This is a genomic window from Cereibacter ovatus, from assembly GCF_900207575.1.
Lineage (GTDB): Bacteria > Pseudomonadota > Alphaproteobacteria > Rhodobacterales > Rhodobacteraceae > Cereibacter_A > Cereibacter_A ovatus.
On record NZ_OAOQ01000004.1, the window covers coordinates 38,838 to 65,456 of the forward strand.

The window sequence follows — 26,619 nt, forward strand, 5'->3', positions numbered from 1 at the left end:
AGAATCCCTATCGCACGACGAGACATCGCTATTGATGCATCTATCGACCTGCGTATTCATGTCGCTGATCCACGGGAGGAGACGCGGATGCAGGTTGACGAGGCCGATGTATGCGCACGCGTGGGGGACATTCTCGACGCGCATGGCGGCATGGAGGGGCCGCTGCTGCCGATCCTTCATGCGGTGCAGGATGCCTTTGGCCATGTGCCGATGGCGGCGCTGCCCGTGATCGCGGACCGGCTGAACCTGTCACGCGCCGAGGTTCATGGCGTCGTCAGCTTCTATCACGATTTCCGCAGCCAGCCGCACGGCCGCCATGTGCTGAAGCTGTGCCGGGCCGAGGCCTGTCAGTCGATGGGCGGCGATCAGGTGGCCGACCGGGCAAGGGCGCTGCTGGGGATCGACTGGCACCAGACCACCCCCGATGGCGCCGTGACGCTGGAGCCGGTGTTCTGCCTTGGCCTGTGCGCCTGCGCGCCGGCCGCGCTGGTCGATGGCCGCGTGGTGGGGCGGGTAGATCAGGCCCGGCTGGACAGCCTGCTGGACGAGGTGCGGGCATGAAGATCCATGTCCCCCGCGATGCCGCCGCCCGGGCCGTGGGCGCTGATCAGGTCGCCGCCGCCATTCTTGCCGAAGCCGACCGGCGCGGGATTGCGGTGACGCTGATCCGGAACGGTTCCCGTGGGATGGTGTGGCTGGAACCGCTGGTCGAGGTGACAACACCCGAAGGCCGGATGGCCTTTGGCCCGGTCGCGGCGTCGGATGTGGCGGGGCTGTTTGACGCCGGCTGGCAGGGGCATCCGCTGGCCCTTGGCCCGACGGAGGAACTGCCGTGGATGATGATGCAGACCCGGCTGACCTTCGCGCGCTGCGGCATCACCGATCCGCTCTGCCTTGAGGATTACCGGGCGCATCATGGCCTGAAGGGCCTTCATCGCGCGCTGACCATGACCCGCGACGCGATGCTGCAAGAGGTGATCGATTCCGGCCTGCGGGGGCGGGGCGGGGCGGGCTTTCCCACCGGGATCAAGTGGAAAACCGTTTCAGATGCCCCGGCCGACCAGAAATACATCATCTGCAACGCCGATGAAGGCGACAGCGGCACCTTTGCCGACCGGATGATCATGGAGGGCGACCCCTTCACCCTGATCGAAGGCATGACCATCGCCGGTCTCGCGACGGGGGCGACGCGCGGCTATGTCTATATGCGGTCGGAATATCCCGATGCCGTGCAGGTGATGGCCGAGGCGGTGCGGATCGCCCGTGACGCCGGGTTGCTGGGGCCATCGGTGATGGGGTCGGGCCGCGCCTTCGACATGGACATCCGCGTGGGCGCCGGCGCCTATGTCTGCGGCGAAGAAACCTCGCTGCTGAATTCGCTGGAAGGCAAGCGTGGCGTGGTGCGCGCCAAGCCGCCGCTGCCGGCACTGGAAGGGTTTTTCGGAAAGCCCACGGTGGTGAACAACGTGATCTCGCTGGCGTCGATCCCGGTGATTTTTGACAAGGGCGCCGCCTATTATCGCGACTTCGGGCTGGGCCGCTCGCGCGGGACGATCCCGCTTCAGATCGCCGGAAACGTGCGCCGCGGCGGCCTGTTCGAGATCGCCTTCGGCATGAGCCTGGGCCAGATCGTCGATGACATCGCCGGCGGCACCGCAACCGGCCGCCCGGTCAAGGCGGTGCAGGTCGGCGGGCCGCTGGGCGCCTATTTTCCCCGTGCGCTGTTCGACACCCCGTTCTGCTACGAGGAATTCGCCGGCGCCGAGGGGCTGGTGGGTCACGCCGGCATCGTGGTGTTCGACGACAGCGCGGACATGCTGAAACAGGCCCGCTTTGCGATGGAATTCTGCGCCATCGAAAGCTGCGGGAAATGCACACCCTGCCGTATTGGCGCGGTGCGGGGGATGGAAACGGTGGACCGCATCGCCCGCGGCGATGCGGCTGCCATTCCGCTTCTCAGGGATCTCTGCGCCACGATGAAATCGGGATCGCTTTGCGCGCTTGGCGGTTTCACCCCCTACCCGGTGATGAGTGCGCTGACCCACTTCCCCGAAGATTTCGTCCCCCTGCACGAGGCCGCCGAATGAAAGACTTTATCATTCCCGACGACCGCGACTTCGGCACCCCTGCCGTCAAGGCTGCGGCCATGGTCACGCTGGAGGTGGACGGGTTCGAAGTCACGGTTCCGACCGGCACCTCTGTGATGCGCGCCGCCGCCGAGGCGGGGATCTCGGTTCCGAAACTCTGCGCGACCGACATGCTGGACGCCTTCGGGTCGTGCCGGCTGTGTCTGGTAGAGATCGAGGGGCGCGCCGGCACTCCGGCCTCCTGCACCACGCCGGTGGCGCCGGGGATGAAGGTCCGGACCCAGACCGCAAAGCTCAAACAACTGCGCCGCGGCGTGATGGAGCTTTACATCTCGGACCATCCGCTGGACTGCCTGACCTGCGCCGCCAATGGCGATTGCGAATTGCAGGACATGGCCGGCGCCGTGGGGCTGCGCGATGTGCGCTATCATTCGGTGGAAAATCATTTCGAACCTCGCCGCACCGGCGGAGACCTGAATCCGCAATGGATGCCGAAGGACGAGACGAACCCCTATTTCACCTATGATCCCGCGAAATGCATCGTCTGTTCGCGCTGCGTCCGCGCCTGCGAGGAGGTGCAAGGCACCTTCGCCCTGACCATCGAGGGCCGCGGCTTTGACAGCCGCGTATCGGCCGGCATGGCCAGCGATACCTTCCTGAGTTCGGACTGCGTCAGCTGTGGCGCCTGCGTGCAGGCCTGCCCCACCGGCACGCTTCAGGAAAAGTCGGTGATCGAGATCGGCACCCCTGATCGGTCGATCATCACCACCTGCGCCTATTGCGGCGTCGGCTGCTCGTTCAAGGCCGAGATGCGCGGGGATGAGGTGGTTCGCATGGTGCCGTGGAAAAGCGGCAAGGCCAACCGCGGCCATTCCTGCGTCAAGGGGCGCTTCGCCTATGGCTATGCCGCGCACAAGGACCGCATCCTGAAGCCGATGGTGCGCGAAACGATCCATGATCCATGGCAGGAAACCACTTGGGAACAGGCACTTGACTTTGCCGCCCGCCGTCTGCGCGCGATTCAGGACAAGCACGGCCGGCAGTCGATCGGCGTCATCACCTCGTCGCGCTGCACGAATGAGGAAACCTATCTGGTCCAGAAACTGACCCGCGCGGTGTTTGGCAACAACAACACCGACACCTGCGCGCGGGTCTGCCACTCGCCCACCGGCTATGGGCTGGGGCAGACCTTCGGCACCTCGGCCGGGACGCAGGATTTCGATTCGGTCGAACAGGCGGACGTGGTGGTGGTGATCGGCGCGAACCCGACCGACGGCCACCCCGTCTTTGCCAGCCGGCTGAAGAAACGGCTGCGCAAGGGCGCAAAGCTGATCGTGATCGACCCGCGCCGGATCGATCTGGTGCAAAGCCCGCATGTCCGGGCCGCGCATCACCTTGCGCTGCGGCCGGGCACCAATGTGGCCGTGGTGACTGCGCTGGCGCATGTGATCGTGACCGAAGGGCTGATGAATGAAAAATTCATCCGCGAACGCTGCGACTGGGACGAGTTCCAGGACTATGCCGAGTTCGTGTCAGACCCGCGCCACGCCCCCGAAGCGGTTGAGGCACTGACCGGCGTGCCGGCTGCCGAGATCCGCGCCGCCGCCCGGCTTTATGCCGGGGGCGGGAATGGCGCGATCTATTACGGTCTTGGCGTGACCGAACACAGTCAGGGTTCGACCACGGTGATCGGCATCGCCAATCTTGCGATGCTGACGGGAAACATCGGCCGGCCCGGCGTGGGGGTCAACCCGCTGCGGGGGCAGAACAACGTGCAGGGTTCTTGCGACATGGGATCGTTCCCGCACGAACTGCCCGGCTATCGCCATGTGAAAAACGACTCCGCCCGAGAGATGTTCGAATCGCTCTGGGGCGTGAAGATCGACCCCGAACCCGGCCTGCGCATCCCCAACATGCTGGATGCCGCAGTCGAAGGCAGCTTCAAGGGCCTTTACTGTCAGGGCGAGGACATCCTGCAATCCGACCCCGACACGAAACATGTGGCGGCGGGCCTTGCGGCGATGGACTGCGTCATTGTCCACGATCTGTTCCTGAACGAGACCGCGAATTACGCCCATGTCTTCCTGCCGGGCTCGTCGTTTCTGGAAAAGGACGGCACCTTCACCAATGCCGAGCGGCGGATCAACCGCGTCCGTCGCGTGATGGCGCCGAAAAACGGTTTCGCGGACTGGCAGATCACCCAGATGCTGGCCAATGCGATGGGCGCCGGCTGGTCCTATGATCATCCATCGCAGATCATGGCCGAGATCGCCGCCACCACACCATCCTTCGCCGGCGTCAGCTATGACCTGCTTGACCGCGAAGGCTCGGTCCAGTGGCCCTGCAACGACGCGCATCCGTTGGGCACTCCGCTGATGCACACCGATGGCTTCATGCGCGGGCGTGGAAAATTCATCCGCACCGAATATGTGGCGACCGATGAAAAGACCGGGCCACGCTTTCCGCTGCTGCTGACCACAGGGCGCATCCTGAGCCAATACAACGTCGGCGCGCAGACCCGCCGCACCGCCAACGTGGTCTGGCACCCCGAGGATGTGCTGGAGATCCACCCCCACGACGCCGAGCTGCGCGGCGTGAAACAGGGCGACTGGGTGCGCCTTGCCTCGCGCGCGGGGGAAACGACGCTTCGGGCGACACTGACCGAAAGGGTCTCGCCGGGGGTGGTCTATACCACCTTCCACCATCCGCAGACGCAGGCCAATGTCATCACCACCGACTTCTCGGACTGGGCCACCAACTGCCCGGAATACAAGGTGACGGCGGTGCAGGTCGCATTGTCGAACGGTCCTTCGGATTGGCAGGAAGATTACGCGGCGCAAGCCACGCTTGCCCGCCGCATCCTGCCCGCGGCCGAATGATGGAGACGCGGCGCCTGCTTCCCAGTCTTGCGCTGTCGCCCGGCCTGGCGGAAGCCGGCACCCGATGCTTGCCCGAAGAAACCGCCATCGCGCTGACCTTCAACGGCACGACGCAGGCGGTGATGATGGCAAGCCCCTCGGATCTTGAGGATTTTGCCACCGGCTTTGCCCTGACCGAAGGCTTTGCCCGGCCGGATGAAATCGAAAGCGTGACCGCGGTCGAGACGCCGCGAGGGATCGATCTTCAGATCTGGCTGACCCGCCCCGCCGGCGACCGTCTGGCCGCGCGCAGGCGCCGGATGGCCGGGCCGGTCGGTTGCGGATTGTGCGGGCTTGACAGTCTGGACGAGGCGCTGCGCGATCCGCCGCGGGTGCCCCACAGCGCACTGCGCCTGTCAGTCGCGCAGGCGGCGGGCGCGGTGCGGGCGCTGATGGCACATCAGCCGCTGCACGATGCGACGCGGGCGGTTCATGCCGCGGGTTTCTGGACAAGGGCCGGAATCGTCATGGCGCGCGAAGATGTGGGCCGGCACAATGCGCTGGACAAGCTGGCCGGGGCGCTGGTTCGGGCCAGCCGGCCGGCGACGGCAGGGGCGGTTGTGCTGACATCGCGGGTGTCGATCGACATGGTGCAGAAATGCGCGCGGATGGGCGCGCCGGTGCTGATCGCGGTGTCGGCGCCCACCGCCCATGCGGTTCACATGGCGGATGCCGCCGGCATCACCCTGATTGCTCTTGCCCGCGGCGACCGCTGCGAGGTCTTTACCCATCCCCACCGCATCCTGCCGGACGAGGCCACCGATGTCGCCTGAGAAGCTGATCTACATGGCGAACCAGATCGCCATCTTCTTCGAATCAAAGCCCGTCACCGAAGGTGCAGCCGGAACCGCCGCCCATATCAACGACTTCTGGGAACCGCGGATGCGCCGGCAACTGTTCGCGCTGATCGATGCCGGAACACCCGGCTTTCGCCCGCTGGTGTTGCAGGCCGCGGCCGAGATCCGCCGGCCCGCGGAGGCCTAGCGCCGTCGTCAGAACGCCTTGAAGGTCATGGTTGTCAGCGTCCGCTGAATGCCCGGGATATCGAACAGCTTGTCCGACAGGAACCGGCCGACATCCTGATCCGCCGGCACATAAATCTTGGCCATCAGGTCGAAATCGCCCGAGGTGGAATACAATTCCGACACCACCTCGCGATCATAGATCGCATCGGCAACCTCGTAGGTCTTGCCGGGCACGCAGCGGAACTGGACGAAAACGCAGCGCATGTGCTTGCTCCCTTGAAACTTTCCCAGACTTTAGCCCCCTGCCCCGACGAAGTCACGCCCTCGCCGGCGGGCCGCTACCCGTCGGGCTGAAGGTTCAGCCGCGGCGCCACGCGGGGCAGATCCTCGACCGACAGCGGCTTTTGCGGCAGCGCCAGACGGTTGCGCACCACCCAGATCAGCCGCTTTTCGGCGCGGGTGATCGCAACATAGGCCAGCCGCTTCCACAGCGGCACGCCGGCCTCGGTCCGGCCGGCCTGTGCTGCGGCCCAAAGGTCGGGGGCAAAGACCTGAACCACCTCCCACTGCGAACCTTGCGCCTTGTGGATCGTCACCGCCGCGCCATGCAGAAAGGCCGCCCCCATCCGCGCCGCCGCGGGAATGAAGGGTTCCTCTTCGCCCGGTTTCTCGATCTTGATGATCGAGGCCGCCGAGACCTGCGGATCTTCCGCCCCCACCACATGCAGCCTGGCAAAGCCGTCGCGGCTGCCGGGGCCAAGATAGATCACCTGCGCGCCCTTGATCAGACCGCGCGCCTCAAGATCGATCCGCTTCTTGCGATGCTTCAGCGGCAGTTCGATCCCGTCGCAGATCAGCGGCTCGCCGGGCAAAAGCTCGGTCTCGGGGGCGCCCTGAGCGGCGCGAAAGGCGGTGATCAGTCGGATGCGGGTCTGGTTGCGCCAGACCAGCGCGGGCGAGCGCGCCATCAGATCGGCATCCACCCGTTGCGCCACCTGCACCCGGTCATCATGGCGCGCGGCGCGTTCCACCATCGCCTCGAACGCCTCGAAGCCAAGGTCGGGATCGGCCAGCGCATGGGCCAGATCAAGGATCGGGTTGTCTTCGGCCTGCCGGTGGATGCGGGACAGCGTCAGGGTCCGCGCCTCGCCCAGCGTCTCGAACACCATCTTGCCGGACTGGCCCACCGGGGCAAGCTGCGCCGGGTCGCCAAACAGCACCAGCGTCGGAAAGATCTCGCGCAGGTCGTCGAACTGGCGTTCGTCCAGCATCGACGCCTCATCGACAAATCCCACATCCAGCGGCTCGTCCCGCCGCTTCCAGCCCTTGATGAAATCGGACCCACGCAGCCCCGCCGCCGCCAGCGCACCGGGGATCGAGGCAACCTGATCGTAGAACGCCTTGGCCCGGTCCAGCGCCAGTTCGGTCAGGCCCTCGACCTCGGGGCGCTTGCCATTGCCGGCCAGCCATTCAGCGATGCGTTCATATTGTGGATCATAGACCGGGGAATACAGGATGCGGTGGATGGTGGTGGCCGGAACGCCCCTCATCCGCAGCACGCTGGCCGCCTTGTTGGTCGGCGCCAGAACGGCCAGCGTCCGCCGCTCCTTGCGCTTGCGGCCCTCCCAGTCGCCCGAGACGACCTCGACGCCCGCGTCAACCAGCGCCTTGGTCAGCGAGGCCAGCAGCATCGTCTTGCCCGACCCGGCCTTGCCGACCACAGCCAGCACCGACGACTTGCCCTCGACCGCGGTGCCCAGCGTGTTGCTGGCCAGATCCACACCCATGCCGCGCAGCTGATCGGCCACGCGGTCATAGGCCTCGGCCTGATCGTCGGAGAAGGCAAGAACTTGCATCGCGCGACCATAGCGGCAGCGGCGGGCCAAGGCCAGCGCCGGCGATCAGTTGCGGCGGGCGGGCGGGGCGTCCTCGGGCTCGGGCGGATGGTCCGGGCAGGCGCCCAGTTCAGCCCGCGCCAGCCGGATCGTCTCGTCCAGCCCGGCGGCAAGCGTGGACAGGGCATTCCGCGCGGCATAGCTGCGCAGATCGCTGAGAACGTCAAGAATCCAGTCATGTGTCATGGCGGCATGGCGCCGGAATCGCCTTTCAGACCAAGGTCTTTCTACCGTAAGGCGAACTCGGCAGGCGCGGTCGTGTCAACCATGCTTTCCGCACAGGGCGGGCAAAAAAGCTCCGCACCCGCGCGGGGTGCGGAGCCACATTCGGATGTCAGGGCTTAGCCCTTCGGGCGGGCGTCAAGCACATCGGCGAAGGTGCGCAGGCCGGTGCGCGGCGCCTGCACCAGCACGGCCATGTTGCCCGGCTTGTGCTGGTTCCTGTACATCTTCATATGCGCGGCCGGGATGTCGGCCCAAGGGAAGACCTCGGACATGCAGGGGTCGATCCGCCGCTCGATCATCAGCTGGTTGGCGCCCGACGCCTGCTTCAGGTTGGCAAAGTGGCTGCCTTGCAGGCGCTTCTGGTGCATCCACATGTAGCGCACGTCGAAGGTGCAGTTGAAGCCTGTGGTGCCGGCGCAGATCACCACCATCCCGCCCTTTTTCACCACCAGCGAGGAAACCGGGAAGGTCGCCTCGCCCGGATGTTCGAACACCATGTCGACGTTCACGCCCTTGCCGGTGATGTCCCAGATCGCCTTGCCGAACTTGCGCGCTTCCTTCAGCCACTCGTTGTATTCCGGCGAGTTGACCTTGGGCAACTGCCCCCAGCACTTGAAGTCCTTGCGGTTGATGACGCCCTTGGCGCCAAGGCCCATGACGAAATCGCGCTTGTCCTCTTCCGAGATCACGCCGATCGCATTCGCGCCCGCGGTGTTGATCAGCTGGATCGCATAGGAACCGAGGCCACCCGAGGCGCCCCAGACCAGCACGTTCTGCCCCGGCTTCAGGTCATGCGGCTTGTGGCCGAACAGCATCCGATAGGCGGTGGCCAGCGTCAGCGTGTAGCAGGCGCTTTCCTCCCAGGTCAGATGCTTCGGCCGCTTCATCAGCTGCTGGGCCTGCACGCGGGTGAACTGGGCAAAGCTGCCGTCGGGCGTCTCATAGCCCCAGATCCGCTGGCTGGGCGAATACATCGGGTCGCCGCCGTTGCATTCCTCGTCGTCGCCGTCGTCCTGATTGCAGTGGATCACCACCTCGTCGCCGACCTTCCAGCGTTTCACCTTGTCACCGACGGCCCAGACGATGCCCGCCGCGTCCGACCCTGCGATGTGATAGGGCTGCTTGTGCCCGTCGAAGGGCGAGACCGGAACGCCAAGCCCGGCCCAGATGCCGTTGTAGTTCACGCCGGCCGCCATCACGAGCACCAGAACCTCGTGGCTGTCGATGGTCGGGGTTTCGACCACTTCGACCTGCATCGCCTTGTCAGGCTCGCCATGGCGTTCGCGACGAATCGCCCACGCATACATCTGTTTCGGCACATAACCCATCGGAGGCATTTCGCCGATCTCGTAAAGATCCTTCTGGGGAGCATCGTAGGCGACGATGTCGCTTTGAACGTCGAGGGCCATGTTCGCCTCCTTGGGGTCCGCAGGGTGCCGCAGTGCAGAATCGCGACGGTTCGATGCGTTGAGATACGTTCGTATTCGCAAGATTGCAATACGTTTGACGCCTGTTTTGTAATTTTATGTCCGCCGCGCCGCAGCGTCAGGCATCCCGGCGCCGGAACTCTCGCGCGCGCCCGCGAGACGCCGCCCCGCGCCGCACCCCCAGAACCAGCGCCGCGCTGACCGGGCTTCGCGCGGCCAAGACATGCAGCAGCACCGGCAGCGCAAGACCGGCCATCAGCCCCAGCGGGATCTGAATCGCGGGATCGTCCACGCCGACCTGGGTCAGAACCCGGCGCGTCAACGAGGTCGCGAAGACGTGGTAAAGATAGATCGTGAAGGAATAGGCGCCGAAACGGTCGATCAGCGTCAGTCGCGGCAGCGCAAGCATCGCCACGACACAGCCCCCCAGCCCGAGCGCAAGGCTTTGCAGATCCTGCCGGTCGTCGGAAAAGGCCCCCAGATCCATATACCGGCCGATCGACAGCGCAGACCCCACGACAACCGCCAGCGCCGCAAGCAACACCGCAGGCAAGGCAACCCGCGCCAGCGCAGGGGCGTATCGGCAAAACACCACCCCAAACAGGAAATAGGGTGCCAGATAGATCGCGCCGATCACCGAGAAAACATCAGTCGATGGTTTCGGCCCCCACAGGCCAAAGGCGGTGGCCAGGATGAATGCCGGCAGCGCAGCCCCCCCTCGCGACAGCGCATCCAGAGGCGCATAGACAAGGAAGATCACCAGAATCGACATAAGGAACCAATAGTGCAGGATCGGGAACACGGCATATTCCCACCACCGCAGGTCAGGCACACCAGCCGGCACGATCTTTGCGGCGACAACGCTTAACGCGATGGCGACCGCCCCCGGCACCACAAGCCGGCGGATCTTGCCCAACGCGAAGCGCGGAAGATCGCCGGCCCCAAGCGGCTTCAGCGCGAACACCAGCCCGGCGATGAAGGCAAAAAGCGGCATCCGCAGATCGCGGAAAAAGTCCGCGAACAGCCGCGCAGGATGCGGGTAATCGATCTGCAATCCCGCCTCGGGCGTCGAGCCGATGACATGGTACGCAACAAGCAGAACCGTCGCGAGCAGTCGCGCCGTCTCAACCGGAAGATCCCGTTGCAGAAGACGACCACGCATCAGGATCGAAACAAAGGTCACAAACCGAAAACCAAGGTTCAAGCCTCAAAGATATCAATAAATGGCTGGCGGCCACAGGCGTCGCTGGTCACGCTAGGGGAAGCCATCACCCCGATCAAGCATCGCCATTCCGTCGGCGGAATTCCGCACCGCAGCGAATTGACAGTGACATTATATTTCGCGTATCCACACCCAACCGCAACTTAATTGCCCGACCCAACGAAGGAGCCTCGCCATGACCCAGAAGGATAGCCCCTGGCTGTTCCGGACCTATGCCGGCCATTCGACGGCCAGGGCATCAAACGCGCTCTATCGCACCAACCTGGCCAAGGGTCAGACCGGCCTGTCGGTGGCCTTCGACCTGCCGACCCAGACCGGCTATGACAGCGACCACGAACTGGCGCGCGGCGAGGTGGGCAAGGTCGGCGTGCCGGTCTGCCATCTGGGCGACATGCGGGCGCTGTTCGACCAGATCCCGCTGGAACAGATGAACACCTCGATGACGATCAACGCAACGGCGCCGTGGCTGCTGGCGCTGTATATCGCGGTGGCAGAGGAACAGGGCGCGGATGTCTCGAAGTTGCAAGGCACGGTGCAGAACGACCTGATGAAGGAATACCTCAGCCGCGGCACCTATATCTGCCCGCCGCGGCCGTCCCTGCGGATGATCACCGACGTTGCGGCCTATACGCAGACCCACTTGCCAAAGTGGAACCCGATGAACGTGTGTTCGTACCACCTGCAAGAGGCGGGGGCGACGCCGGAACAGGAACTGGCCTTCGCGCTGGCAACCGGCATCGCGGTGCTGGACGACCTGCGCGCCAAGGTGCCCGCCGCGGATTTCCCCGCGATGGTGGGCCGCATCTCGTTCTTTGTGAACGCCGGCATCCGTTTCGTCACCGAACTGTGCAAGATGCGCGCCTTCGTCGATCTGTGGGACGAGATCTGCCGTGACCGCTATGGCATCACCGAGGAAAAATACCGCCGCTTCCGCTATGGTGTGCAGGTGAACTCGCTGGGGCTGACCGAACAGCAACCGGAAAACAACGTCTACCGCATCCTGATCGAAATGCTGGCCGTGACGCTGTCGAAAAAGGCCCGCGCCCGGGCGGTCCAGCTGCCCGCCTGGAACGAGGCGCTTGGCCTGCCGCGGCCGTGGGATCAGCAATGGTCGCTTCGGATGCAGCAGATCCTGGCCTATGAATCGGACCTGCTGGAATATGACGACCTGTTCGACGGCAACCCCGCCATCGATCGCAAGGTCGAGGCGCTGAAAGCCGGCGCCCGCGAGGAACTGACCCATATCGATGCGATGGGCGGCGCGATCGACGCCATCGACTACATGAAAGCCCGACTGGTCGAAGCCAATGCCGAGCGGATCGCCCGCGTCGAGTCGGGCGAGACGGTGGTGGTGGGCGTGAACCGCTGGACCACGGGCGCGCCCTCGCCGCTGACCACGGGCGACGGCGCGATCATGGTGGCCGACCCCGAAGCTGAGCGTGACCAGATCGAACGGCTGAACGCCTGGCGTGCCACCCGTGACGCGGCCGCCGTCAGCGCCGCACTGGCCGAACTGCGCCGCGCCGCAACCTCGGGCGAAAACGTCATGCCGGCCTCGATCGCCGCGGCGAAGGCTGGCGCCACCACCGGCGAATGGGCCGCCGAACTGCGCCGCGCCTTTGGCGAATTCCGCGGCCCCACCGGCGTCTCGCGGGCACCGTCGAACCGCACCGAAGGGCTGGAGCCGATCCGCGAGGCGGTGCAGGCGGTCTCGGCCCGCCTTGGCCGGCCGCTGAAGTTCCTTGTCGGCAAGCCGGGCCTTGACGGTCATTCCAACGGCGCCGAACAGATCGCCGCCCGCGCCCGCGATTGCGGCATGGACATCACCTACGACGGCATCCGCCTGACACCCTCCGAGATCGTCGCCAAGGCGGTCGAGGACCGCGCCCATGTCATCGGCCTGTCGATCCTGTCGGGCTCGCACATGCCGCTGATCGCCGAGGTGATGGAGCATATGCGCAAGGCCGGCGTCGACGTGCCGCTGGTCGTCGGCGGGATCATCCCCGACGAGGACGCCGATCAGCTTCGCGCCATGGGCGTGGCCGCCGTCTATACGCCCAAGGATTTCGAACTGAACCGGATCATGATGGATATCGTGGGGCTGGTGGACCGCAGCGCCCTTGCCGCCCAATAGCATCCCTCGTGTCCCGGCTCTCTTGGCCGATGTGGTCGGGACCACCTGAGCCTTTCGCCCATGGGCGAAAGGCGAGGCAATGGGCGTGACGCCCGGCCCCCCGGGGCCGGGCGTCTCTGTTTGGCTGGCCGGACAGGTCTGGCAGATCGGATGGCGTCGGAATGGACAAGGCCGGCCCGCGGGGGCCGGCCTTGGTGGATCGGGCGCAGCGGGCAGGCCCCGCCAGTGTCGTCTCAGGCGTGGATCGCCCCGTCGCCGCAGGCCAGCGCCGCTTCGCGCACCGCTTCCGACCATGTCGGGTGGGCGTGGCAGGTCAGCGCCAGATCCTGCGCCGAGGCGCCGAACTCCATCGCGACGCAGACCTCGTGGATCAGGTCGCCCGCCGCCGGACCGATGATGTGGCAGCCAAGAATGCGGTCGGTTTCCTTGTCAGCCAGAAGCTTGACGAAGCCCTCGGCCTGGAACACGGCTTTCGCCCGCGCATTGCCCATGAAAGGGAACTTGCCGACCTTGTAGGGGCGACCTTCCTTTTTCAGCGACTCTTCGGTGCGGCCGACGCTGGCCACTTCCGGTGTGGTGTAGATCACGCCGGGGATCACATCGTAGTTCACATGGCCATGCTTGCCGGCCAGAACCTCGGCCACGGCCATGCCTTCGTCCTCGGCCTTGTGGGCCAGCATCATGCCCGGCACGGCATCGCCGATGGCATAGATCCCCGGCACGCTGGTGCGGAAGTGATCGTCGATCTTTACCATGCCGCGCGGCAACAACTCGACCCCGAGCGCCTCAAGACCCAGGCCCGCAGTATAGGGTTTGCGCCCGGTGGCGACCAGAACCGCATCGGCGGTCAGGCTGGTTTCCTTGCCGTCCTTCTTCGCGGCCCAGGTCACGGTGGCGCGGCCGTCCTTGACGCTGGCGCCCTGCACCGCGGCGCCCAGCACGAAGGTCAGCCCCTGTTTCGCAAGGATGCGCTGCGTGGTCTTGACCACCTCGGCATCCATGCCGGGCAGGATCGCATACATGTATTCCACGACCGTCACTTTGGCGCCCAGCCGGGCATAGACCGAGCCGAGTTCAAGCCCGATCACGCCCGCGCCGATCACGATCAGGCTTTCGGGGATCTTCTGCATCGCCAAGGCGCCGGTCGAGGTGACGATCACCGTCTCGTCCACCTCGACGCCGGGCAGGCTTGCAGGTTCCGATCCGGTGGCGATCACGATCGACTTTGCCTCGTGAACCTCATCTCCGACCTGAACCTTGCCCGGCGCGGGGATCGTGCCCCAGCCTTTCAGCCAGGTCACCTTGTTTTTTTTCAGCAGAAACTCGATGCCCTTGGTGTTGCCGCCGACGACGTCATCCTTGTAGGCCAGCATCTTCCCCCAATCCACGGTGGGATGGCCGCCCATCAGGCCCATCTTCTCGAAGTTCTCGTGGACTTCGTGCAACTGGTGTGTGGCATGAAGCAGCGCCTTCGAGGGGATGCAGCCCACGTTGAGGCAGGTGCCTCCCAGCGTGTCGCGCCCTTCGACCACGGCGGTCTTCAGCCCGAGCTGCGCGCAACGGATGGCCGAGACATAGCCGCCCGGACCCGCGCCGATGATGATGACGTCGAATGTAGCCATTGTGGTCTCCGGTTCAGGTGCGCCGTCTGGCCGGTCGCCAGGAGGAGCGGCGGGGGGCTGTCTGCCCCCCGTGCCCCCCGCGGATATTTGGGCCAGAATGAAAGGCGCGGGGGTCAGACGAGGGCGGCGAGAAGAAGTGCCACGGTTGCGGTGAAGCCGGCCATCCAGATGACCGAGCGCCATGGCGTCCAGCCGAGGGCATAGGCCGGAATGTAGAGGATGCGTGCGGCAAGGTAGATCCAGGCCATGGTGGCGGTGAACCAGCTGGACTGGCCGCCCAGCGTCACGACCGTGACGGCGAGGGTGAACAGGATCAGCCCTTCGAAATGGTTGTTCAGCGCCCGCTGGAGCCGGCCGGTCAGGGTGGATAGCGGCTGATCGGGGGCCCTGTCGCGCGGGCCTGTGGTGTAGTTGGCGCCCAGTTCCATGTTCGCGAGCACCGAGAAGGGCAGGAAGGTCAGGGCCTGAAGCAGGCCGGCCAGGCAGAGGGCGGTGAGTTCGGCGGTCATCGAGGTTCCCGGAAGTCGGGCGGCCCCGGGGCAATCCCGGGGCCGCGGGGGACGGTTACAGGTCGAGCAGGACGCGGCGCGGATCTTCCAGCGCCTCTTTCACCCGGACGAGGAAGGTCACTGCGCCTTTGCCATCGACGATGCGGTGGTCGTAGCTGAGCGCCAGATACATCATCGGGCGGATCACGATCTGGCCGTTCACCACCACGGGGCGGTCCTGGATCTTGTGCATTCCCAGGATGCCGGACTGCGGCGGATTCAGGATCGGCGAGGACATCAGCGATCCATAGACGCCGCCGTTCGAGATCGTGAAGCTGCCGCCCTGCATCTCGGCCATCGAGAGTTTGCCGTCACGGGCGCGGACGCCCAGTTCGGCGATCTTCTTCTCGATCTGGGCAAAGCCCATCTGGTCGGCATCGCGCACCACCGGCACCACGAGGCCCGAGGGTGTTCCCACCGCCACGCCCATGTGGACGTAGTTCTTGTAGACGATGTCGGTGCCGTCGATCTCGGCGTTGACCTCGGGCACTTCCTTCAGCGCGTGGCAGCAGGCTTTCACGAAGAAGGACATGAAGCCCATCTTCACGCCGTGCTTCTTTTCGAACTGGTCTTTGTATTCGTTGCGCAGCGCCATAACGCCGGACATGTCCACCTCGTTGTAGGTGGTCAGCATCGCGGCGGTGTTCTGCGCCTCTTTCAGGCGGCGGGCGATGGTCTGGCGCAGGCGGGTCATCTTCACCCGTTCCTCGCGCGCGGCATCGTCGGCAGGGACAGGCTGGCGCGGGATCTGCACCGGGGCGGCGGCGGGCGCCACGGGGGTGCTGGCGGCGGCGAGCGCGCGGGCCACGTCGTCTTTCATCACCCGGCCGTCGCGACCGGAGCCTTGGACCGCGTCGCGGTCAAGGCCGGCCTCGGCCATGGCCTTCTTTGCGGCGGGCGCATCCTCGACATCCTTCTTCGCGGCGGGTGCGGGCGCGGCTTTCGCCGGTTCGGCCCTGGGCGCGGCGGCCACCGCGGCACCATCGGTCGAGATCAGCGCAAGCCGCGAGCCGGCGGCGACGGTGGTGCCCTCGGTCACGAGGATTTCCGCCAGCACGCCCGCAGCGGGGGCCGGCACCTCGACCGACACCTTGTCGGTTTCCAGTTCGCACAGCATCTCGTCCTGCGCCACCGTATCCCCCGGTTTCTTGAACCAGGTCGAGACGGTCGCTTCGGACACCGATTCGCCCAGCGCGGGCACCATCACGTCGATCATCTTGCTTCCTCCCGCGCCGGCCTTTGCCTCGGCGCCTTTTTGCGTCCGCTCTGCGACCGGCGCTTCGCCGGCCTCGACTGCGCCGATCTGCGCCAGAAGCGCCGCGACCGCGACGGTCGTGCCTTCCGGTGCCACGATCTCATCCAGACGGCCCGCGACCGGCGCGTGCACCTCGACCGTCACCTTGTCGGTTTCCAGCTCGCACAGCATCTCGTCGGCGGCGACGCGATCGCCCGGTTTCTTGAACCAGGTGGCCACCGTCGCCTCGGAGACGCTTTCGCCCAGCGCGGGAACCCTGACTTCCGTTCCCATCGTCAGCCCCCCAGCGTCAGCGCGTCATTCACCAGCGCCTCTTGTTCCGCCTTGTGGCGGCTGGCAAGGCCGGTGGCAGGCGCCGCCGAGGCCGCACGCCCGACGTAATGCGCGCGGTGATGCGAAGCCCCGATGCGGGTCAGCACCCATTCCAGGTTCGGCTCGACAAAGGTCCAGCCGCCCTGGTTCTTGGGTTCTTCCTGACACCAGACAACGTCGGCTTCCTTGAAGCGGGCCAGCTCTTTGACCAGACTCAGCGCCGGGAAGGGATAGAACTGTTCCAGCCGAAGCAGGTAGATGTCGTCGATCCCGCGCTTGTCGCGTTCGGCCAGCAGGTCGTAATAGACCTTGCCCGAGCAGATCACCACGCGCTTGATCTCGGCATCGGGCTTCAGAACCGTGTTCGAATTGCCCTTTTGCGCATCGTCCCACAGCACCCGGTGGAAGCCCGATCCGGTGGTGAAATCCTCGGCCGTCGAGATGCACATCGGATGGCGCAGCAGCGATTTCGGCGTCATCAGGATCAGCGGCTTGCGGAAGTTGCGGTGGATCTGCCGGCGCAGGATGTGGAAGTAGTTGGCCGGGGTCGAGCAGTTCGCCACGATCCAGTTGTCATTCGCCGACATCTGAAGGAAGCGTTCGACGCGGCCCGACGAGTGTTCGGGGCCCTGCCCCTCCATCCCGTGCGGCAGCAGCACCACAAGGCCCGACATCCGCAGCCACTTTGACTCGCCCGAGTTGATGAACTGGTCGAACATGATCTGCGCGCCGTTGGCGAAATCGCCGAACTGGGCTTCCCACATCACCAGCGCGTTGGGTTCCGCCAGCGAATAGCCATACTCGAACCCAAGCACGGCATATTCCGACAGCATCGAGTCGATGACATCATACCGCGCCTGCCCGCTGCGGATGTTGTTCAGCGGGTAATGGCGTTCCTCGGTCGATTGATCGATGAAGGCGGAATGGCGCTGGCTGAAGGTGCCGCGGGTGCAATCCTGCCCCGCCAGACGCACGGGATAGCCCTCGACCACGAAGGAACCGAAGGCCAGCGCCTCGCCGGTGGCCCAATCGAACCCCTTTCCGGTTTCGAACATCTGCCTCTTGGCTTCCAGCTGGCGCCCGACGGTCTTGTGCAGGTCGAAGCCTTCGGGCACGCGCGTCAGCGCCTGACCGATCTCTTGCAGCGTCTCGGCAGAGATCGAGGTGCGGCCCGGTTCATATTCCGCGCCGTGACGGTCGATGTGCTTCCAGCGGCCATCCAACCAGTCGGCCTTGTTCGGCTTGTAATCCTTGCCGGCGTCGAACTCTTCGTTCAGATGGGCCTGGAAGGCGGCCTTCATGTCCTCGATCTCGCCTTCGGGGATCAGGCCGTCCTGCACCAGACGCTCGGTATAAAGCTGAAGCGTCGTCTTGTGCTTCTTGATCGAGGTATACATCGCCGGGTTGGTGAACATCGGCTCGTCGCCTTCGTTGTGACCGAAGCGGCGGTAGCAGAAGATGTCGATCACCACGTCCTTGTGGAACTTCTGGCGGAACTCGGTCGCGACCTTGGCGGCGTGAACCACGGCTTCGGGGTCGTCACCGTTCACATGGAAGATCGGCGCTTCCACCATCAGCGCGATGTCGGTGGGGTAAGGCGAAGATCGGCTGAACGACGGCGCGGTGGTGAAGCCGATCTGGTTGTTCACGACGATATGGATCGTGCCGCCGGTGCGGTGCCCCACCAGACCCGACAGGCCGAAACATTCCGCGACGACCCCCTGCCCGGCAAAGGCCGCGTCGCCGTGCAGCAGGATCGGCAGCACGGTATGGCGCGTCTTGTCGCCCGCCTGTTCCTGCTTGGCCCGGACCTTGCCCAGAACGACCGGGTTCACTGCTTCAAGGTGGCTGGGGTTCGCCGTCAGCGACAGGTGGACGGTGTTGCCGTCGAACTCGCGATCCGACGAGGCGCCGAGGTGGTATTTCACATCGCCCGAGCCGTCGACCTCATCAGGCTTGAAGCTGCCGCCCTGAAATTCGTGAAAGATCGCGCGGTAGGGCTTGGCCAGAACATTGGCCAGCACCGACAGGCGGCCGCGGTGCGGCATGCCCACCACGATCTCTTTCACGCCCAGCGCGCCACCGCGCTTGATGATCTGCTCCATCGCGGGGATCAGGCTTTCGCCGCCGTCCAGACCGAACCGCTTGGTGCCCATGTATTTCACATGCAGGAACTTCTCGAAGCCTTCGGCCTCGACCAGCTTGTTCAGGATCGCGCGACGGCCTTCGCGGGTAAAGTGGATCTCTTTGCCGTAGCCCTCGATGCGCTCTTTCAGCCATGCCGCCTGCTCGGGATCCGAGATGTGCATGTATTGCAGTGCGAAAGTGCCGCAGTAGGTGCGCTTGACGATATCCACGATCTGCCGCATGGAGGCGACCTGAAGACCGAGCACATTGTCGATGAAGATCGGCCGATCCATGTCCGCATCGGTGAAACCGTAGGACTTGGGGTCAAGCTCGGGGTGGTTCGAGGTGTTCCGCATCCCCAGCGGATCAAGGTCGGCGGCCAGATGGCCGCGGATACGATAGGCGCGGATGATCATCAGCGCGCGGATGGAATCGAGAACCGCCCGCTGAAGCTGGGAATCCGACAGGCTGACGCCCTTTTCGGCGGCCTTGGCCTGAATCTTGTCGGCAGCGCCCTTGGCCTCTTTCGGCGGGGGGGCGACGGGCCATTGGCCGGTCAGGGCCGCGGTCAGATCGTCGGTGGGCGTCGGCGGCCAGTCGGCGCGTGCCCAGGATGGGCCATGTGCCTGACGCTTGGCGTCGATCTCGCTGTCGCCCAGCGAACGGAACAACTCCGCCCAGCCTGCGTCCACTGACGCGGGATCTTCGGCATAACGCGCCTGCAACTGGTCAATATATTCTGCGTTCTGGCCCTGAAGAAAACTCGAGGCGTGGAACTGCGCGTTCGGAGACTGTTCCGTCATGGTTTCACCTGACATCTGAAAGGGCCCGCGCCAACGCGGCGCGGGCCCGAAACGCTTATTTGCCGATGGCTTTCATCACGGCTTCGCCCAGATGGGCCGGGCTGTCAGCGACGATGATGCCCGCGCTTTTCATCGCTTCGATCTTCGATTCCGCATCGCCCTTGCCACCCGAGACGATGGCGCCGGCATGGCCCATCCGGCGGCCGGGGGGCGCGGTGCGGCCGGCGATGAAGCCGGCGGTCGGTTTCCAACGGCCGCGCTTCTTCTCGTCGGCCAGGAACTGCGCGGCTTCCTCTTCGGCCGAGCCGCCGATCTCGCCGATCATGATGATCGAGGTGGTTTCCGGGTCGGCAAGGAACATTTCCAGCACGTCGATGTGCTCCATGCCCTTGATCGGGTCGCCGCCGATGCCCACGGCCGAGGACTGGCCCAGACCCACGTCCGAAGTCTGCTTCACCGCCTCATAGGTCAGCGTGCCGGAACGCGACACCACACCGACCGAGCCGCGCTTGAAGATCGAGCCCGGCATGATGCCGATCTTGCATTCGTCCGGCGTCATGATGCCGGGGCAGTTCGGCCCGATCAGCTTCGAGGACGACCCTTGAAGGGCGCGTTTCACCTTCATCATGTCCAGCACCGGGATGCCTTCGGTGATGCAGACGATCAGCGGGATCTCGGCGTCGATCGCTTCCAGAATCGAATCCGCGGCGAAGGGCGGCGGCACATAGATCACCGACGCATTGGCGCCGGTGACTTCGCGCGCTTCATAGACCGAGTTGAAGACCGGCAGGCCGAGATGCTCGGACCCGCCCTTGCCCGGCGTCACGCCGCCGACCATCTGCGTGCCATAGGCGATCGCCTGTTCGGTGTGGAAGGTGCCCTGGCTGCCGGTGATGCCCTGGCAGATGACCTTGGTATCTTTGTTGACGAGAACGGCCATCGGATTACCCCTTCACCGCTTTGACGATTTTCTGAGCGGCGTCCGACAGGTTGTCGCCCGCGATCACATTCAGGCCCGAGTTCGCGATGATCTCTTTGCCTTTCTCGACGTTGGTGCCTTCCAGACGCACGACCAGCGGAACCTGAAGGCCCACTTCCTTCACCGCGGCAAGGATGCCTTCCGCGATGATGTCGCAGCGCATGATGCCGCCGAAGATGTTCACCAGGATGCCCTTCACGTTCGGGTCCGAGGTGATGATCTTGAAGGCTTCGGTCACCTTCTCCTTGGTGGCGCCGCCGCCGACGTCCAGGAAGTTGGCCGGTTCGGCACCGTAAAGCTTGATGATGTCCATCGTGGCCATGGCCAGGCCCGCGCCGTTGACCATGCAGCCGATCTCGCCATCCAGCGCGATATAGTTCAGGTCGAACTTGGACGCGGCGAGTTCCTTCGGGTCTTCCTCGGTCTCGTCGCGCAGCGCCATCACGTCGGGCTGACGGTAAAGCGCGTTGTTGTCAAAGCCCACCTTCGCGTCCAGCACCTTCAGGTTGCCGTCGGTCATCACGATCAGCGGGTTGATTTCCAGCATCTCCATGTCCTTCTCGACGAAGGCACGGTAGAGGTTCTTGACCAGCGCGACGCACTGCTTGACCTGCGCGCCTTCCAGACCCAGCGCAAAGGCCACACGGCGGCCGTGGAAATCCGACAGCCCCGAAGCCGGATCGACCGAGAACGACACGATCTTTTCCGGGGTGTGGGCGGCGACTTCCTCGATGTCCATCCCGCCTTCGGTCGAGACCACAAAGGAAATGCGCGAGGTGCCACGATCCACCAGCAGCGCCAGATACAGCTCGCGCGAGATGTCCGAGCCTTCTTCGATGTAGATCCGGTTCACCTGCTTGCCGGCCGGGCCGGTCTGGTGGGTGACCAGCGTGCGGCCGAGCATCTGCTTCGCCAGCTCGGCGGCCTCGCCCACCGATTTCGCCAGACGGACGCCGCCTTTTTCGCCGGCTTCCGGCTCTTTGAACTTGCCCTTGCCGCGGCCGCCGGCATGGATCTGCGCCTTGACGACCCAGAGCGGCCCACCCAGTTCGCCCGCCGCCGACTTCGCCTCGTCCGCCTTCAGAACGACCCGGCCGTCAGACACCGGCGCGCCGTAGCTGCGCAGAAGCGCCTTGGCCTGGTATTCATGGATGTTCATTGAACTGTCCCACCGTTGATGATTTGCGGCGTGATGCCACAGAAACGGGCGCGTTCAAAACGGGTTTTGCGCCATCAAGGGGTTTTCCGCGCAAAAAGAAAGCTTTGTGATCACAGCATCCAGAGGCGTGATCACAACCGCCCGGGATGCTGCTTTGCGGCATCCCCTCCGGCAGCGAAAAGGGCGCGCCAGCGGTCTGGCGCGCCCCCGTTTCCGGCCTGTCCGTGGCGACTCAGGCCAGCGAGGGGTCGATACCCTTGCAGGCGGCCACAAGGCCCTTCACCGCATCCACCGACTTGTCGAACATCGCCTGTTCGTCGGCGTTCAGCTTGATGTCGACAACCTTTTCGATGCCGCCGGCACCGATGATGGTCGGCACGCCGACATACATCCCGTTCAGGCCAAAGGCGCCATCGACCCAGGCCGCGCAGGGCAGCAGGCGCTTCTGGTCCTTCAGATAGGCTTCGGCCATTTCGATCGCCGAGGTGGCCGGCGCATAGAAGGCCGAGCCGGTCTTCAGCAGGCCGACGATCTCGGCGCCGCCGTCGCGGGTGCGCTGGATGATGGCATCAAGCTTCTCTTGCGTGGTCCAGCCCATCTGCACCAGATCCGGCAGCGGGATGCCCGCCACGGTCGAATAGCGCGCCAGCGGCACCATGGTGTCGCCATGGCCGCCCAGCACGAAGGCCGTCACGTCGCGCATCGAGACGTTGAACTCGACCGACAGGAAGTGCCGGAAGCGCGCGGAATCCAGCACGCCGGCCATGCCCACCACCTTCTCGGGCGGCAGCCCCGAGAACTGCTGAAGCGCCCAGACCATCGCATCGAGCGGGTTGGTGATGCAGATCACGAAGGCGTTCGGCGCATGGGCCTTGATGCCTTCGCCAACGGATTTCATCACCTTCAGGTTGATGCCGATCAGGTCGTCGCGGCTCATGCCCGGTTTGCGCGGAACGCCCGCGGTCACGATGCAGACATCGGCGCCGGCGATATCTTCATAGCTGTTGGCGCCCTTCATCACGGCGTCAAAGCCTTCCGACGGGCCCGATTGCGCGATGTCCAGAGCCTTGCCCTGCGGGGTGCCCTCGGCGATGTCGAACAGGACGATGTCGCCCAGTTCCTTGATCGCGGCGAGATGAGCGAGCGTGCCGCCGATCTGCCCCGCACCGATCAGCGCAATCTTGGGTCTGGCCATGGATGGATCTCCCATTTGGGGTGAGCAATTCGCGGCGATGGGTAGACGTTCGAGGATCGTCGCGCAAGCCTCGTGCGGGGGTGCGATCCGCTATTGGCTGTTTCCCGACATATGTTTGCGCTAAAGGCGGGGCGGCGGCGCGGGTGACGGGTGCGCGCGGTATCCAACCGCATACCGCCGACCCCAACTGATTCGGAGAACGGAATGGACGGCTTCGGCTTCTGGGCGCTGGCGGTCATGGCCTCGGTTCTGGTGGGGATGAGCAAAGGTGGCCTGCCCGTCGTCGGCATGATGAGCGTGCCGCTTCTGGCGCTGGTGATCTCGCCGGTCACGGCGGCGGGGTTGCTCTTGCCGATTTATGTCGTGTCGGACCTGTTCGGGCTTTACGCCTACCGGCGCGAGTTCGACGCCCGCGTGCTGAAGATCCTGATCCCGGCCAGCGCGGTGGGCGTGTTCTTCGGCTGGCTGACCGCCAGTGCGGTGTCCGAGGCGATGGTGGGCGGCCTTGTCGGCCTGATCGGCGGGGCCTTCGCGCTGAACCTGCTGCTGCGCCGCACAGATCCCCCGGCAAAGGTCGCGCGGGTGACGCCGGGGCTGCTGTGGGGCACCGCCACCGGCTTCACCAGTTTCGTCAGCCACGCCGGCGCCCCGCCCTATCAGGTCTATGTCTTGCCGCTGAAAATGCCGAAAACGGTGTTTGCCGGAACCTCGACCATCCTGTTTGCCTGGATCAACGCGGTGAAACTGATCCCCTATGCCGCGCTGGGGCAATTGTCGGTGGCGAACCTGAAAGTCGCGGCCTGGCTGATGTTGCCCGCGGCGCTGTCGGTGTTTGCGGGCTACAGGCTGGTCAGGGTGCTGCCGCAGGATCTGTTCTTCCGCATCGTGACATGGGCGCTGCTGGCGATCTCGGTCCGGCTGATCTGGCAGGCTTTCGGCTGAATTTCTGCGCCGCGGCAAATCAGGACTTGCCGAATATGCCGAAAATGTGCTCCCAAGCGCAAGATTGTTGCTTTTGGGGAGAATCGTCGTGGCGCATCAGGCTCATCCGTTCCGTTCGGTGCTGTACATCCCCGGCTCGAAAGAGCGGGCGCTGGAAAAGGCGCAGGGGCTGGCGGCCGACGCGATCATCTTCGATCTGGAAGATGCGGTGGCCCATGACGAAAAGATCCACGCCCGCGACCTGCTGAAAAAGACGCTGGAAACCGCAGACTACGGCCCGCGCATCCGCATCGTGCGGGTGAACGGCATGGATACCGAATGGGGCCGCGACGATGTGGCGGCCTTTGTCGGATCGAAGGCCGATGTGATCCTGATCCCGAAGGTGTCGAGTGCTGCGGATGTGCAGGCGGTGGCCGATCTGATCCCCGACGTGCCGCTGTGGGCGATGATGGAAACCGCGCTGGGGATGCTGAACGCGGCCGAGATCGCCGCCCATCCGCGGCTGACCGGGATGGTCATGGGCACCAACGATCTGGCCAAAGAGCTGGGCAGCCGCTTCCGCCCCGACCGTCTGGCGCTGCAAACCGGGCTGGGCCTCTGCCTGCTGGCCGCCCGCGCCCATGGGCTGACCATCGTCGACGGCGTCTACAACGCCTTCAAGGACGAGGACGGCCTGCGCGCCGAATGTGCGCAGGGCCGCGACATGGGCTTTGACGGCAAGACGCTGATCCATCCGGCCCAGCTTGAGATCGCAAACGAGGTGTTCTCGCCTTCGGCGGCCGAGATCGATCTGGCCAACCGCCAGATCGCCGCCTTCGAGGAAGCCGAGCGTCAGGGCCTTGGCGTGGCGGTTGTGGATGGAAAGATCGTCGAGAACCTGCATATCGTGACCGCGCGGCAAACTCTGGCCAAGGCCGAGGCGATTGCCGCGTTCAGGGCAAGCTGAGGAACGATATGCTTCTGTTGATTCTGGGGGTCGCGCTGTGGTCCGCGGCCCATCTGTTCAAACGGGTGGCCCCGGGTCTTCGCCAGCCGCTGGGAATTGCCGGCAAGGGGATTGCCGCGCTTTTGCTGGTCGGGTCGCTGGTGATGATGGTGATGGGCTATCGTCAGGCCGATTTCATCTCGGTCTATGTGCCGCCGGCAGGCATGGGGCACGCCAACAACCTGTTGATGCTGTTTGCGCTGATCGTGTTTGGCGCCAGCATGTCGAAGGGCTGGCTTTGGACGAAGATCCGCCACCCGATGCTGTATGGCTTTGCGCTGTGGGCCTTCGCGCATCTGCTGGTGAACGGCGATGTGGCTTCGCTGATCCTGTTCGGCGGTCTTGGCGCGTGGGCCGTGGCCGAGGTCGTGCTGATCAACAAGCAGACGACGTGGGACCGCCCGCTGTCCGGCGGGCCAAAGCGCGATCTGGGGCTGATCGGCGTGGTGCTGGTGATGTATGGGCTGATCGCCCTTGTCCACTACTGGCTGGGGCATAACCCCTTTGCCGGAACCTACGCATGAAACTTTACCGTCTGCTGACCGAAGATGACACCTCGGCCTTCTGCCACAAGGTGACGGCGGCGCTGAACAAGGGCTGGCACCTGCATGGCCAGCCCACCTATGCCTTCGATGCGGCACGGGGGGTGATGCGTTGCGGTCAGGCGGTGGTGAAGGACGTTCCGGGCACCTACACCCCCGAGACCAAGCTGGGAGACCACTGAATGAAGACCAACGCGGGCCGTTTCTTCGAGGATTACCGTCTGGGCGAGACCATCGCCCATGCCGTTCCCCGCACCGTTTCCGGCGGTGAGAGGGCGCTGTATCATGCGCTGTATCCGGCGCGTCATGCGCTTTATTCCTCGGATGAATTCGCCCGCGCCTGCGGCCTGCCGGCCGCGCCGGTCGACGATCTGGCGGCCTTCCATCTGGTGTTCGGCAAGACCGTGCCGGACATCAGCCTGAACGCCGTAGCGAACCTTGGCTATGCCGAAGGGCGCTGGCTGAAGCCGGTCTTTCCGGGCGACACGCTGCGCTCGGAAAGCACCGTCATCGGGTTGAAGGAAAACTCCAACGGCAAGTCGGGCGTGGTCTATGTCCGCACCCGTGGCCTGAACCAGCACGGCGAGGCTGTGCTGGAATATGTCCGCTGGGTGATGGTGAAAAAGCGCGACGAGGCCGCGCCCGCCCCCGAAGCGACCGTGCCCACGCTGGCGAAATCGGTCGCGGCCGCCGATCTGGTGGTGCCGGCGGGGCTGGATTTCACCCGTTACGACTTTACCCTTGCGGGCGAGCCGCACCGCTGGGGCGACTATGCCGTGGGCGAGCGGATCGACCATGTCGATGGCGTCACCATCGAGGAAGCCGAACACATGCTGGCCACGCGCCTGTGGCAGAACACCGCCAAGGTGCATTTCGATGCCACCAACCGCCCCGATGGCAAGCGGCTGATCTATGGCGGGCATGTGATCTCGATGGCGCGGGCGCTGTCGTTCAACGGGCTGGCGAACGCGCAGATGATCGTGGCGCTGAACGCGGGCGCCCATGCCAACCCCTGCTTCTCGGGCGATACCGTCCGGGCGTGGTCGGAAGTGCTGGACCGCGCCGAGACGCCGGCCCCCGGCGTCGGCGCGCTTCGGCTGCGACTCGTGGCTGTGAAGCACGGCACCGACCCCTTCGCGCTGAAGGGCGAAGACGGAAAATACAACCCCGGCGTGCTTCTCGACCTTGATTACTGGGCGCTGGTTCCACGCTGATCCCGCTTCGCCGCGGGCGGCGGAACCTGATTGCGCAAACATGTGATCACAAGGATGGGTCGC

Annotated in this window: 23 protein-coding genes; 11 read left to right on the forward strand and 12 right to left on the reverse strand. The window is 65.0% G+C overall.

The annotated features are described in order from the left end of the window. The first annotated feature begins 87 nt into the window (after window positions 1–87). From CRO07_RS06450 to CRO07_RS06470, 5 genes are read left to right on the forward strand one after another with little or no spacing between them, the layout of a single operon-like run. Complete coding sequence (locus CRO07_RS06450; RefSeq protein ID WP_097029872.1) at window positions 88–561, forward strand: formate dehydrogenase subunit gamma; 474 nt, start codon at window positions 88–90, stop codon at window positions 559–561. Then, the gene (locus CRO07_RS06455; RefSeq protein ID WP_097029873.1) at window positions 558–2,087 is read left to right on the forward strand and encodes a formate dehydrogenase beta subunit; all 1,530 of its coding nucleotides are present in this window, start codon (window positions 558–560) and stop codon (window positions 2,085–2,087) included. The genes CRO07_RS06450 and CRO07_RS06455 overlap by 4 nt, the downstream gene beginning before the upstream one ends. Then, on the forward strand, window positions 2,084–4,966 hold the full coding sequence (gene fdhF, locus CRO07_RS06460) for a formate dehydrogenase subunit alpha (RefSeq protein WP_097029874.1): 2,883 nt from the start codon (window positions 2,084–2,086) through the stop codon (window positions 4,964–4,966). The genes CRO07_RS06455 and fdhF overlap by 4 nt, the downstream gene beginning before the upstream one ends. After that, window positions 4,963–5,778 carry a formate dehydrogenase accessory sulfurtransferase FdhD gene (fdhD, locus tag CRO07_RS06465; RefSeq protein WP_097029875.1) on the forward strand — a complete coding sequence of 272 codons (816 nt, stop codon included), beginning with the start codon at window positions 4,963–4,965 and terminating at the stop codon, window positions 5,776–5,778. Before fdhF ends, fdhD begins: the two co-directional genes overlap by 4 nt. Beyond that, window positions 5,768–5,989 (forward strand): formate dehydrogenase subunit delta, encoded by a 222-nt coding sequence (locus tag CRO07_RS06470; protein ID WP_097029876.1) that lies wholly within the window; start codon window positions 5,768–5,770, stop codon window positions 5,987–5,989. Before fdhD ends, CRO07_RS06470 begins: the two co-directional genes overlap by 11 nt. An 8-nt stretch (window positions 5,990–5,997) precedes the next feature. On the opposite strand, the gene CRO07_RS06475 is transcribed toward CRO07_RS06470, so the two are convergent. From CRO07_RS06475 to CRO07_RS06495, 5 genes are all read right to left on the reverse strand, one after another. After that, on the reverse strand, window positions 5,998–6,234 hold the full coding sequence (locus CRO07_RS06475; protein ID WP_097029877.1) for an Lrp/AsnC ligand binding domain-containing protein: 237 nt from the start codon (window positions 6,232–6,234) through the stop codon (window positions 5,998–6,000). 74 nt (window positions 6,235–6,308) lie between these two features. After that, entirely contained in the window at window positions 6,309–7,826 is a 1,518-nt protein-coding gene (locus tag CRO07_RS06480) for an ATP-dependent DNA helicase (protein WP_097030083.1), read from the reverse strand. Window positions 7,827–7,871: 45 nt separating this feature from the next. Next, on the reverse strand, window positions 7,872–8,051 hold the full coding sequence (locus CRO07_RS06485) for a hypothetical protein (RefSeq protein ID WP_097029878.1): 180 nt from the start codon (window positions 8,049–8,051) through the stop codon (window positions 7,872–7,874). Window positions 8,052–8,206: 155 nt separating this feature from the next. Continuing rightward, on the reverse strand, window positions 8,207–9,499 hold the full coding sequence (gene ccrA / locus CRO07_RS06490; protein WP_097029879.1) for a crotonyl-CoA carboxylase/reductase: 1,293 nt from the start codon (window positions 9,497–9,499) through the stop codon (window positions 8,207–8,209). 136 nt (window positions 9,500–9,635) lie between these two features. Continuing rightward, entirely contained in the window at window positions 9,636–10,679 is a 1,044-nt protein-coding gene (locus tag CRO07_RS06495; RefSeq protein ID WP_141400043.1) for an acyltransferase family protein, read from the reverse strand. Window positions 10,680–10,914: 235 nt separating this feature from the next. Here CRO07_RS06495 and CRO07_RS06500 point away from each other — a divergent pair, with 235 nt between their 5' ends. Then, window positions 10,915–12,873, forward strand: a complete 1,959-nt coding sequence (locus tag CRO07_RS06500; RefSeq protein WP_097029881.1) for a protein meaA — start codon at window positions 10,915–10,917, stop codon at window positions 12,871–12,873. A gap of 233 nt (window positions 12,874–13,106) precedes the next feature. Here CRO07_RS06500 and lpdA read toward each other — a convergent pair whose 3' ends face one another. From lpdA to mdh, 7 genes are all read right to left on the reverse strand, one after another. Further along, window positions 13,107–14,495: a dihydrolipoyl dehydrogenase gene (gene lpdA / locus CRO07_RS06505; protein ID WP_097029882.1), complete on the reverse strand. Its 1,389-nt coding sequence runs from the start codon at window positions 14,493–14,495 to the stop codon at window positions 13,107–13,109. Between the two features lie 113 nt (window positions 14,496–14,608). Then, entirely contained in the window at window positions 14,609–15,004 is a 396-nt protein-coding gene (locus tag CRO07_RS06510; protein ID WP_097029883.1) for an MAPEG family protein, read from the reverse strand. Window positions 15,005–15,059: 55 nt separating this feature from the next. After that, the gene (gene odhB / locus CRO07_RS06515; protein ID WP_097029884.1) at window positions 15,060–16,571 is read right to left on the reverse strand and encodes a 2-oxoglutarate dehydrogenase complex dihydrolipoyllysine-residue succinyltransferase; all 1,512 of its coding nucleotides are present in this window, start codon (window positions 16,569–16,571) and stop codon (window positions 15,060–15,062) included. Between the two features lie 2 nt (window positions 16,572–16,573). Then, window positions 16,574–19,540: a 2-oxoglutarate dehydrogenase E1 component gene (locus tag CRO07_RS06520; RefSeq protein WP_176504502.1), complete on the reverse strand. Its 2,967-nt coding sequence runs from the start codon at window positions 19,538–19,540 to the stop codon at window positions 16,574–16,576. Window positions 19,541–19,595: 55 nt separating this feature from the next. Beyond that, window positions 19,596–20,480, reverse strand: a complete 885-nt coding sequence (sucD, locus tag CRO07_RS06525) for a succinate--CoA ligase subunit alpha (protein ID WP_097029886.1) — start codon at window positions 20,478–20,480, stop codon at window positions 19,596–19,598. A 4-nt stretch (window positions 20,481–20,484) separates the two neighbouring features. Beyond that, window positions 20,485–21,678, reverse strand: a complete 1,194-nt coding sequence (gene sucC / locus CRO07_RS06530) for an ADP-forming succinate--CoA ligase subunit beta (RefSeq protein ID WP_097029887.1) — start codon at window positions 21,676–21,678, stop codon at window positions 20,485–20,487. 232 nt (window positions 21,679–21,910) lie between these two features. Continuing rightward, on the reverse strand, window positions 21,911–22,873 hold the full coding sequence (gene mdh, locus CRO07_RS06535; protein ID WP_097029888.1) for a malate dehydrogenase: 963 nt from the start codon (window positions 22,871–22,873) through the stop codon (window positions 21,911–21,913). 204 nt (window positions 22,874–23,077) lie between these two features. Between mdh and CRO07_RS06540 the strand changes: the two genes are divergently transcribed. From CRO07_RS06540 to CRO07_RS06560, 5 genes are all read left to right on the forward strand, one after another. Beyond that, on the forward strand, window positions 23,078–23,815 hold the full coding sequence (locus CRO07_RS06540; RefSeq protein WP_097029889.1) for a sulfite exporter TauE/SafE family protein: 738 nt from the start codon (window positions 23,078–23,080) through the stop codon (window positions 23,813–23,815). An 88-nt stretch (window positions 23,816–23,903) separates the two neighbouring features. Then, complete coding sequence (locus tag CRO07_RS06545; protein ID WP_097029890.1) at window positions 23,904–24,761, forward strand: (3S)-malyl-CoA thioesterase; 858 nt, start codon at window positions 23,904–23,906, stop codon at window positions 24,759–24,761. Between the two features lie 8 nt (window positions 24,762–24,769). Further along, window positions 24,770–25,324: an NnrU family protein gene (locus CRO07_RS06550; protein WP_097029891.1), complete on the forward strand. Its 555-nt coding sequence runs from the start codon at window positions 24,770–24,772 to the stop codon at window positions 25,322–25,324. Further along, complete coding sequence (locus CRO07_RS06555; RefSeq protein ID WP_097029892.1) at window positions 25,321–25,524, forward strand: DUF1737 domain-containing protein; 204 nt, start codon at window positions 25,321–25,323, stop codon at window positions 25,522–25,524. Before CRO07_RS06550 ends, CRO07_RS06555 begins: the two co-directional genes overlap by 4 nt. Then, on the forward strand, window positions 25,525–26,556 hold the full coding sequence (locus CRO07_RS06560) for a MaoC family dehydratase (RefSeq protein ID WP_097029893.1): 1,032 nt from the start codon (window positions 25,525–25,527) through the stop codon (window positions 26,554–26,556). The last annotated feature ends 63 nt before the right edge of the window (window positions 26,557–26,619 follow it).